Here is a 6,418-nt window from a genome sequence, read left to right as displayed (position 1 = left end):
GCGGGCCGTCGGTGGCCGATCGCGCAGTTCCCCGCGCCCCTGACGGGGCGCGGGGAACTGCGCAGGGGCGCGAGGCCCTAGAAGACCGACTCCGCCTCGTCCATGCGGTTCTCCGGCACGCGCTTGAGCTCCGTGATCGCGTCCGCGAGCGGCACCATGTGGATGTCGGTGCCCTTGAGCGCCGTCATCTTGCCGAAGTCGCCGCGGTGCGCAGCTTCCACCGCGTGCCAGCCGAAGCGGGTGGCGAGGACGCGGTCGTACGCGGTGGGGGTGCCGCCGCGCTGGACGTGGCCGAGGATGACCGGGCGGGCCTCCTTGCCCAGGCGGCGCTCCAGCTCGCCGGCGAGCTTGGTGCCGATGCCGGCGAAGCGCTCGTGGCCGAACTGGTCTATGGCGCCCTTCTTGTAGTCCATCGTCCCGTCGGCCGGGTGCGCGCCCTCGGCGACGCAGATGACGGCGAACTTCTTGCCGCGGGCGAAGCGCTCCTCCACCATCTTCACCAGGTCGGCGGGGTCGAAGGGGCGCTCGGGCAGGCAGATGCCGTGCGCGCCACCGGCCATGCCGGACTCCAGCGCGATCCACCCGGCGTGGCGACCCATGACCTCGACGACCATCACCCGCTGGTGGGACTCGGCCGTGGTCTTCAGGCGGTCGATGGCCTCGGTGGCGACGCCGACGGCGGTGTCGAAGCCGAAGGTGCGGTCCGTGGAGGAGATGTCGTTGTCGATGGTCTTGGGCACACCGACCACGGGCAGGCCCGCGTCCGAGAGCATCCGGGCGGCGGTCAGCGTGCCCTCGCCGCCGATGGGGATGAGGACGTCGATGCCGTACTCACGGGCCAGCTCCTTGGAGCTCTCGCACGCCTCCCGCAGCCGGGCGCGCTCCAGGCGCGAGGAACCGAGGATGGTGCCGCCGCGGGCCAGGATGCCGCTGACGGCCTCCAGGTCGAGCTTGCGGTGGCGGCCGTCGAGCAGTCCCTTGAAGCCGTCTTCGAAACCGATGACCTCGTCACCGTGGCCGACGACGGCCCGGTGCACCACCGAGCGGATGACGGCGTTCAGACCGGGGCAGTCGCCGCCCGCGGTGAGGACTCCGATGCGCATCGTGCTGTGTCTCCTGCTCGCTACTGGTACCTGTGAGCCGGACCGATTGTTTCACGGGCCGGGCGGGCCTGTCTCACTCCCACCGCCGGACTCCTGACGCGCGCCTTAACCACAGGCACAGGTATTGTCAAGAGGGCAAGACCACCCTAACGGGTATTTCTTCGGGACGGGCCGGAACGGCCCGGCCCAGGTGAACACGGCGAAGGATCAAGGAGAGCACGCGTGACGCGCAGCGTGTACGTGACCGGGACCGACCGGGGCGACGGGCGCCAGGTCATCGAGCTGGGGGTCATGGAGCTGCTGACCCGGCATGTCGACAAGGTGGGCGTCTTCCGCCCCCTCTTCCACGGCGACGGGCCGGACCGCCTCTTCGACCTGCTGCGCTCGCGCTACCGGCTGACGCAGCCGGCTGAAAGCGTCGTCGGCCTGACCTACGCCGAGGCCGCCGCGCTGCAGGCCGAGCGCGGCACCGAGGAGCTGGTCTCCCGGCTGGTCGACCGCTTCCACGCGGTCGCCCGCGACTACGAGTACGTCCTCGTGCTCGGCACCGACTTCGCCGGCACCACCCTGCCCGACGAGCTGGCCCTCAACGCCCGCCTGGCCAACGAGTTCGCCGCCTCGGTGATCACCGTGGTCGGCGGCCAGGAGCAGTCGGCGGAGTCCGTGCGCGCCGAGGCCCGCAACGCCTACCGGGCGTACCAGTCGCTGGGCTGCGACGTCGTCGCCCTGGTGGTCAACCGCATCGCCCCGGGCGACCGCGAGGAGATCGCCGCCCAGCTCTCGGCGAGCCTGCCCGTGCCCTGCTACGCGCTGCCGGAGGACTCCTCGCTCTCCGCGCCGACCGTGCGCCAGATCGTGCACAAGCTGGGCGCCGAGGTGCTCCTCGGCGACGACGCGGGCCTGTCCCGCGACGCCAAGGACTTCGTCTTCGGCGGCGCCATGCTGCCGGTCTTCCTGCCCGCCCTGACCGAGGGCTGCCTGGTGGTCACCCCCGGCGACCGCGTGGACCTGATCGTCGGCGCGCTGGCCGCGCACAGCGCCGGCGCCCCGTCCATCGCCGGTGTGCTGCTGACCCTGGACGAGCGCCCGGGCCCGGACATCCTGGCCCTGGCCGGCCGCCTGGCGCCCGGCACCCCGGTGGTCTCCGTGCCCGGCGGCTCCTTCCCCACCGCCGCGGAGCTCTTCGCGATCGAGGGCAAGCTGGAGGCGTCCTCGCCGCGCAAGGCCGAGACCGCCCTCGGCCTGTTCGAGCGGCACGTGGACACCGCAGCCCTCACCCAGCGCATCTCGGTGGCCCGCTCCGAGCGCGTCACGCCGATGATGTTCGAGCACGAGCTGATCGAGCGCTCCCGCTCCGCCCGCCGCCGGGTCGTGCTGCCCGAGGGCACAGAGGAGCGCGTGCTGCGCGCGGCCGACGTGCTGCTGCGCCGCGACGTGTGCGACCTGATCCTGCTCGGCGAGGAGGAGGCCGTGCGCAAGCGCGGCGCCGAGCTGGGCATCGACCTGACCGCCGCCCAGATCATCGACCCGCAGACCTCCCCGCTGCGCGACCGCTTCGCCGAGATCTACGCCAGGGCCCGCGCCCACAAGGGCATGACCGTGGAGCTGGCCCACGACGTCGTCGCCGACGTGTCGTACTTCGGCACCCTGATGGTCCAGGAGGGCCTGGCCGACGGCATGGTCTCCGGTGCGGTGCACTCCACGGCCGCCACCATCCGGCCGGCCTTCGAGATCATCAAGACCGCGCCGGGCGCCCAGATCGTCTCCTCGGTCTTCTTCATGTGCCTGGCCGACCGGGTGCTCGTCTACGGCGACTGCGCGGTCAACCCCGACCCGAACGCCGAGCAGCTCGCGGACATCGCCATCCAGTCCGCCGAGACCGCCAAGCAGTTCGGTGTCGAGCCGCGCGTGGCGATGCTGTCGTACTCCACCGGCACCTCCGGCTCCGGCGCCGACGTCGACAAGGTCCGCAAGGCCACCGAGCTGGTGCGCGAGCGCCGCCCGGAGCTGCTGGTCGAGGGCCCGATCCAGTACGACGCCGCCGTCGACGCCCGCGTCGCCGCGACCAAGCTGCCCGGCTCGCAGGTGGCGGGCAAGGCCACCGTCCTGGTGTTCCCCGACCTCAACACGGGCAACAACACCTACAAGGCCGTGCAGCGCTCGGCCGGCGCGGTCGCGGTCGGCCCCGTCCTGCAGGGCCTGCGCAAGCCCGTGAACGACCTCTCGCGCGGCGCGCTGGTGCAGGACATCGTCAACACCGTCGCCATCACCGCCATCCAGGCGCAGGGCGAGCAGCGCAGCGAGCGCACGGAACCGTAAAGAGTCCGGCCGTGGGCCGGGGCCCCGCGCCCCGGCCCACGGCCCTCCCCTTGATTCCCCTTGATCACCCGCTACCGGAAAGCCCTATGACTTCCACCGCCACCCGCGTCCTCGTCCTCAACTCCGGCTCGTCCTCCGTCAAGTACCAGCTGCTCGACATGGCCGACGGGGCCCGCCTGGCCGCCGGTCTCGTCGAGCGCATCGGCGAGGAGACCTCGCGGCTGGCGCACACCCCGCTGGCGACCGGCGGCGACAAGCGCGAGCGCGTCGCGCCCATCGCCGACCACGCCGCCGCCCTGAACGCCGTCGCCGAGGAGCTGGCCGCCGACGGCCTGGGCCTGGACTCCCCGGAGCTCGCCGCCATCGGCCACCGCGTGGTGCACGGCGGCAGCCAGTTCACCGAGCCGACCCTGATCACCGACGAGGTCGTCGCCGAGATCGAGCGCCTGATCCCGGTCGCCCCGCTGCACAACCCGGCCAACATCACCGGCATCCGCACCGCCCGGGCGCTGCGCCCCGACCTGCCGCAGGTCGCCGTCTTCGACACCGCCTTCCACACGACGATGCCGGAGGCCGCCGCCCGCTACGCCATCGACGTGGAGACCGCCGACGCCCACCGCGTGCGCCGCTACGGCTTCCACGGCACCTCGCACGCGTACGTCTCGCGCAAGACCGCCGAGCTGCTGGGCAAGGCCCCTGAAGAGGTCAACGTCATCGTCCTGCACCTGGGCAACGGCGCCTCCGCCTCCGCCGTGCGCGGCGGCCGCTGCGTGGACACCTCCATGGGCCTGACCCCGCTGGAGGGCCTGGTCATGGGCACCCGCTCCGGTGACGTCGACCCGGCGGTGATCTTCCACCTGGCGCGCAACGCCGGCATGTCCGTCGACGAGATCGACTCGCTCCTGAACAAGAAGAGCGGTCTGATCGGACTGTGCGGCGACAACGACATGCGCGAGATCCGCCGGCGCATCGACGAGGGCGACGAGCAGGCGCAGCTCGCCTTCGACATCTACGTGCACCGGCTGAAGAAGTACATCGGCGCCTACTACGCCGTCCTGGGCAAGGTCGACGCCGTGGCCTTCACCGCCGGCGTGGGCGAGAACGCGGCGCCCGTGCGCGAGGCCGCCGTGGCGGGCCTGGAGGAGCTGGGTCTGGTCGTGGACGCGGGCCTGAACGGCATCCGCTCCGGCGAGGCGCGGCTGATCTCCCCCGAGTACGCGCGGGTCGCGGTGGCCGTCGTCCCCACGGACGAGGAGCTGGAGATCGCCGCTCAGACGTACGCGCTGGTCAGCGCGGTCAGCGCCTAGGACGATGCGGAGCGGCCGGATCCGATCTTGGTCGTTCCCACAGCTCGAATATTCCGCTCCGAAACAAACCGATAGGATCTGCCCCATGCGCCGTTCCAAAATCGTCTGCACCCTGGGCCCCGCCGTCGACTCCTACGACCAGCTGAAGACGCTGATCGAGGCCGGCATGAACGTGGCCCGCTTCAACATGAGCCACGGGTCCCACGCGGAGCACGAGGAGCGGTACCACCGCCTCCGCAAGGCCAGCGAGGAGACCGGGCGCGCGGTCGGCGTCCTCGCCGACCTCCAGGGCCCGAAGATCCGCCTGGAGACCTTCGCGGACGGTCCGGTCGAGCTCGTGCGCGGCGACGAGTTCGTCATCACCACCGAGGACGTCCCCGGTGACAGGACGATCTGCGGCACCACCTACAAGGGCCTGCCGGGCGACGTCGCCAAGGGCGACCAGGTCCTGATCAACGACGGCAACGTCGAGCTGCGCGTCACCGAGGTCGACGGCCCGCGGGTGCGGACGATCGTCATCGAGGGCGGCGTCATCTCCGACCACAAGGGCATCAACCTGCCCGGCGCGGCGGTGAACGTCCCGGCGCTGTCCGAGAAGGACGTCGAGGACCTGAAGTTCGCGCTCGCGATGGGCTGCGACATGGTCGCCCTGTCCTTCGTCCGCGACGCCAAGGACGTCCAGGACGTCCACCGCGTCATGGACGAGGTCGGCCGCCGCGTCCCGGTCATCGCCAAGGTCGAGAAGCCGCAGGCCGTCGAGAACATGCAGGAGGTCGTCATGGCCTTCGACGGTGTGATGGTGGCCCGTGGCGACCTCGCGGTGGAGTACCCGCTGGAGCGCGTCCCGCTGGTGCAGAAGCGCCTGATCGAGATGTGCCGCCGCAACGCCAAGCCGGTGATCGTCGCGACCCAGATGATGGAGTCGATGATCACCAACTCCCGTCCGACCCGCGCCGAGGCCTCCGACGTCGCCAACGCGATCCTGGACGGCGCGGACGCGGTCATGCTCTCGGCCGAGTCGTCGGTCGGCGCCTACCCGATCGAGACGGTCAAGACGATGTCCCGCATCGTCGAGGCCGCCGAGCAGGAGCTGCTCTCCAAGGGCCTGCAGCCGCTGGTGCCGGGCAAGAAGCCGCGCACCCAGGGCGGCTCGGTGGCCCGCGCCGCCTGCGAGATCGCCGACTTCCTCGGCGGCAAGGCGCTGGTGGCGTTCACCAAGTCCGGCGACACGGCCCGCCGCCTGTCCCGCTACCGCGCGGCCCAGCCGATCCTGGCCTTCACCACGGACGCCGCGACCCGCAACCAGCTCGCCCTGAGCTGGGGCGTCGAGACGTTCGTCGTCCCGCACGTGGACAACACCGACGCGATGGTCGACCTGGTCGACGCGGAGCTGCTGAAGCTGCACCGCTACAACGAGGGCGACGTCATGATCATCACGGCGGGCTCCCCGCCCGGCGTCCCGGGCACCACCAACATGGTGCGCGTCCACCACCTCGGCGGCGAGACCCGCTGACGCGAATGCCTGACGGCCGTCACCCCGGGAACGGGTGGCGGCCGTTTTACTTGGCCCCGGTCCCTCCCCCAGCTACCGCTGGGAGGTGCCCCCATTTCACCGTTTCCGAAGGGGCTGCCGCCCCTTCGAAACCCCGCCCGGACGGGCTTTAAGCCCGTCCGGCGTTTGAGGACACC

General features: G+C 71.5%; 4 protein-coding genes. 3 read left to right on the top strand and 1 reads right to left on the bottom strand.

Features of this window, described 5'->3' with window-relative positions; translation table 11 throughout:
• Positions 1-77: 77 nt before the first annotated feature.
• Positions 78-1,103 carry an ATP-dependent 6-phosphofructokinase gene (locus tag ABD361_RS14885; protein ID WP_344435692.1) on the bottom strand — a complete coding sequence of 342 codons (1,026 nt, stop codon included), beginning with the start codon at positions 1,101-1,103 and terminating at the stop codon, positions 78-80.
• 222 nt (positions 1,104-1,325) lie between these two features.
• On the opposite strand from ABD361_RS14885, the gene pta reads away from it, so the two are divergent.
• The 3 genes from pta (at position 1,326) to pyk (ending at position 6,242) form a co-directional block, all read left to right on the top strand.
• Positions 1,326-3,422 carry a phosphate acetyltransferase gene (gene pta / locus ABD361_RS14880; RefSeq protein ID WP_344435691.1) on the top strand — a complete coding sequence of 699 codons (2,097 nt, stop codon included), beginning with the start codon at positions 1,326-1,328 and terminating at the stop codon, positions 3,420-3,422.
• An 86-nt stretch (positions 3,423-3,508) separates the two neighbouring features.
• The gene (locus tag ABD361_RS14875) at positions 3,509-4,729 is read left to right on the top strand and encodes an acetate kinase (RefSeq protein ID WP_344435690.1); all 1,221 of its coding nucleotides are present in this window, start codon (positions 3,509-3,511) and stop codon (positions 4,727-4,729) included.
• An 85-nt stretch (positions 4,730-4,814) separates the two neighbouring features.
• Positions 4,815-6,242, top strand: a complete 1,428-nt coding sequence (pyk, locus tag ABD361_RS14870) for a pyruvate kinase (protein WP_344435688.1) — start codon at positions 4,815-4,817, stop codon at positions 6,240-6,242.
• Positions 6,243-6,418 lie beyond the last annotated feature (176 nt).

The sequence above is a fragment of the Streptomyces luteosporeus genome (assembly GCF_039532865.1).
Lineage (GTDB): Bacteria > Actinomycetota > Actinomycetes > Streptomycetales > Streptomycetaceae > Streptomyces > Streptomyces luteosporeus.
Note: the sequence above shows the minus strand (reverse complement) of the source record. Positions and strands in the feature narration are given on the sequence as shown.

What these genes read in the sequence shown, in the direction of transcription:
- ABD361_RS14885 (WP_344435692.1), bottom strand. Translation starts at nt 1,103, where the DNA reads ATGCGCATCGGAGTCCTCACCGCGGGCGGCGACTGCCCCGGTCTGAAC.
- ABD361_RS14875 (WP_344435690.1), top strand. Translation starts at nt 3,509, where the DNA reads ATGACTTCCACCGCCACCCGCGTCCTCGTCCTCAACTCCGGCTCGTCC.
- pyk (WP_344435688.1), top strand. Translation starts at nt 4,815, where the DNA reads ATGCGCCGTTCCAAAATCGTCTGCACCCTGGGCCCCGCCGTCGACTCC.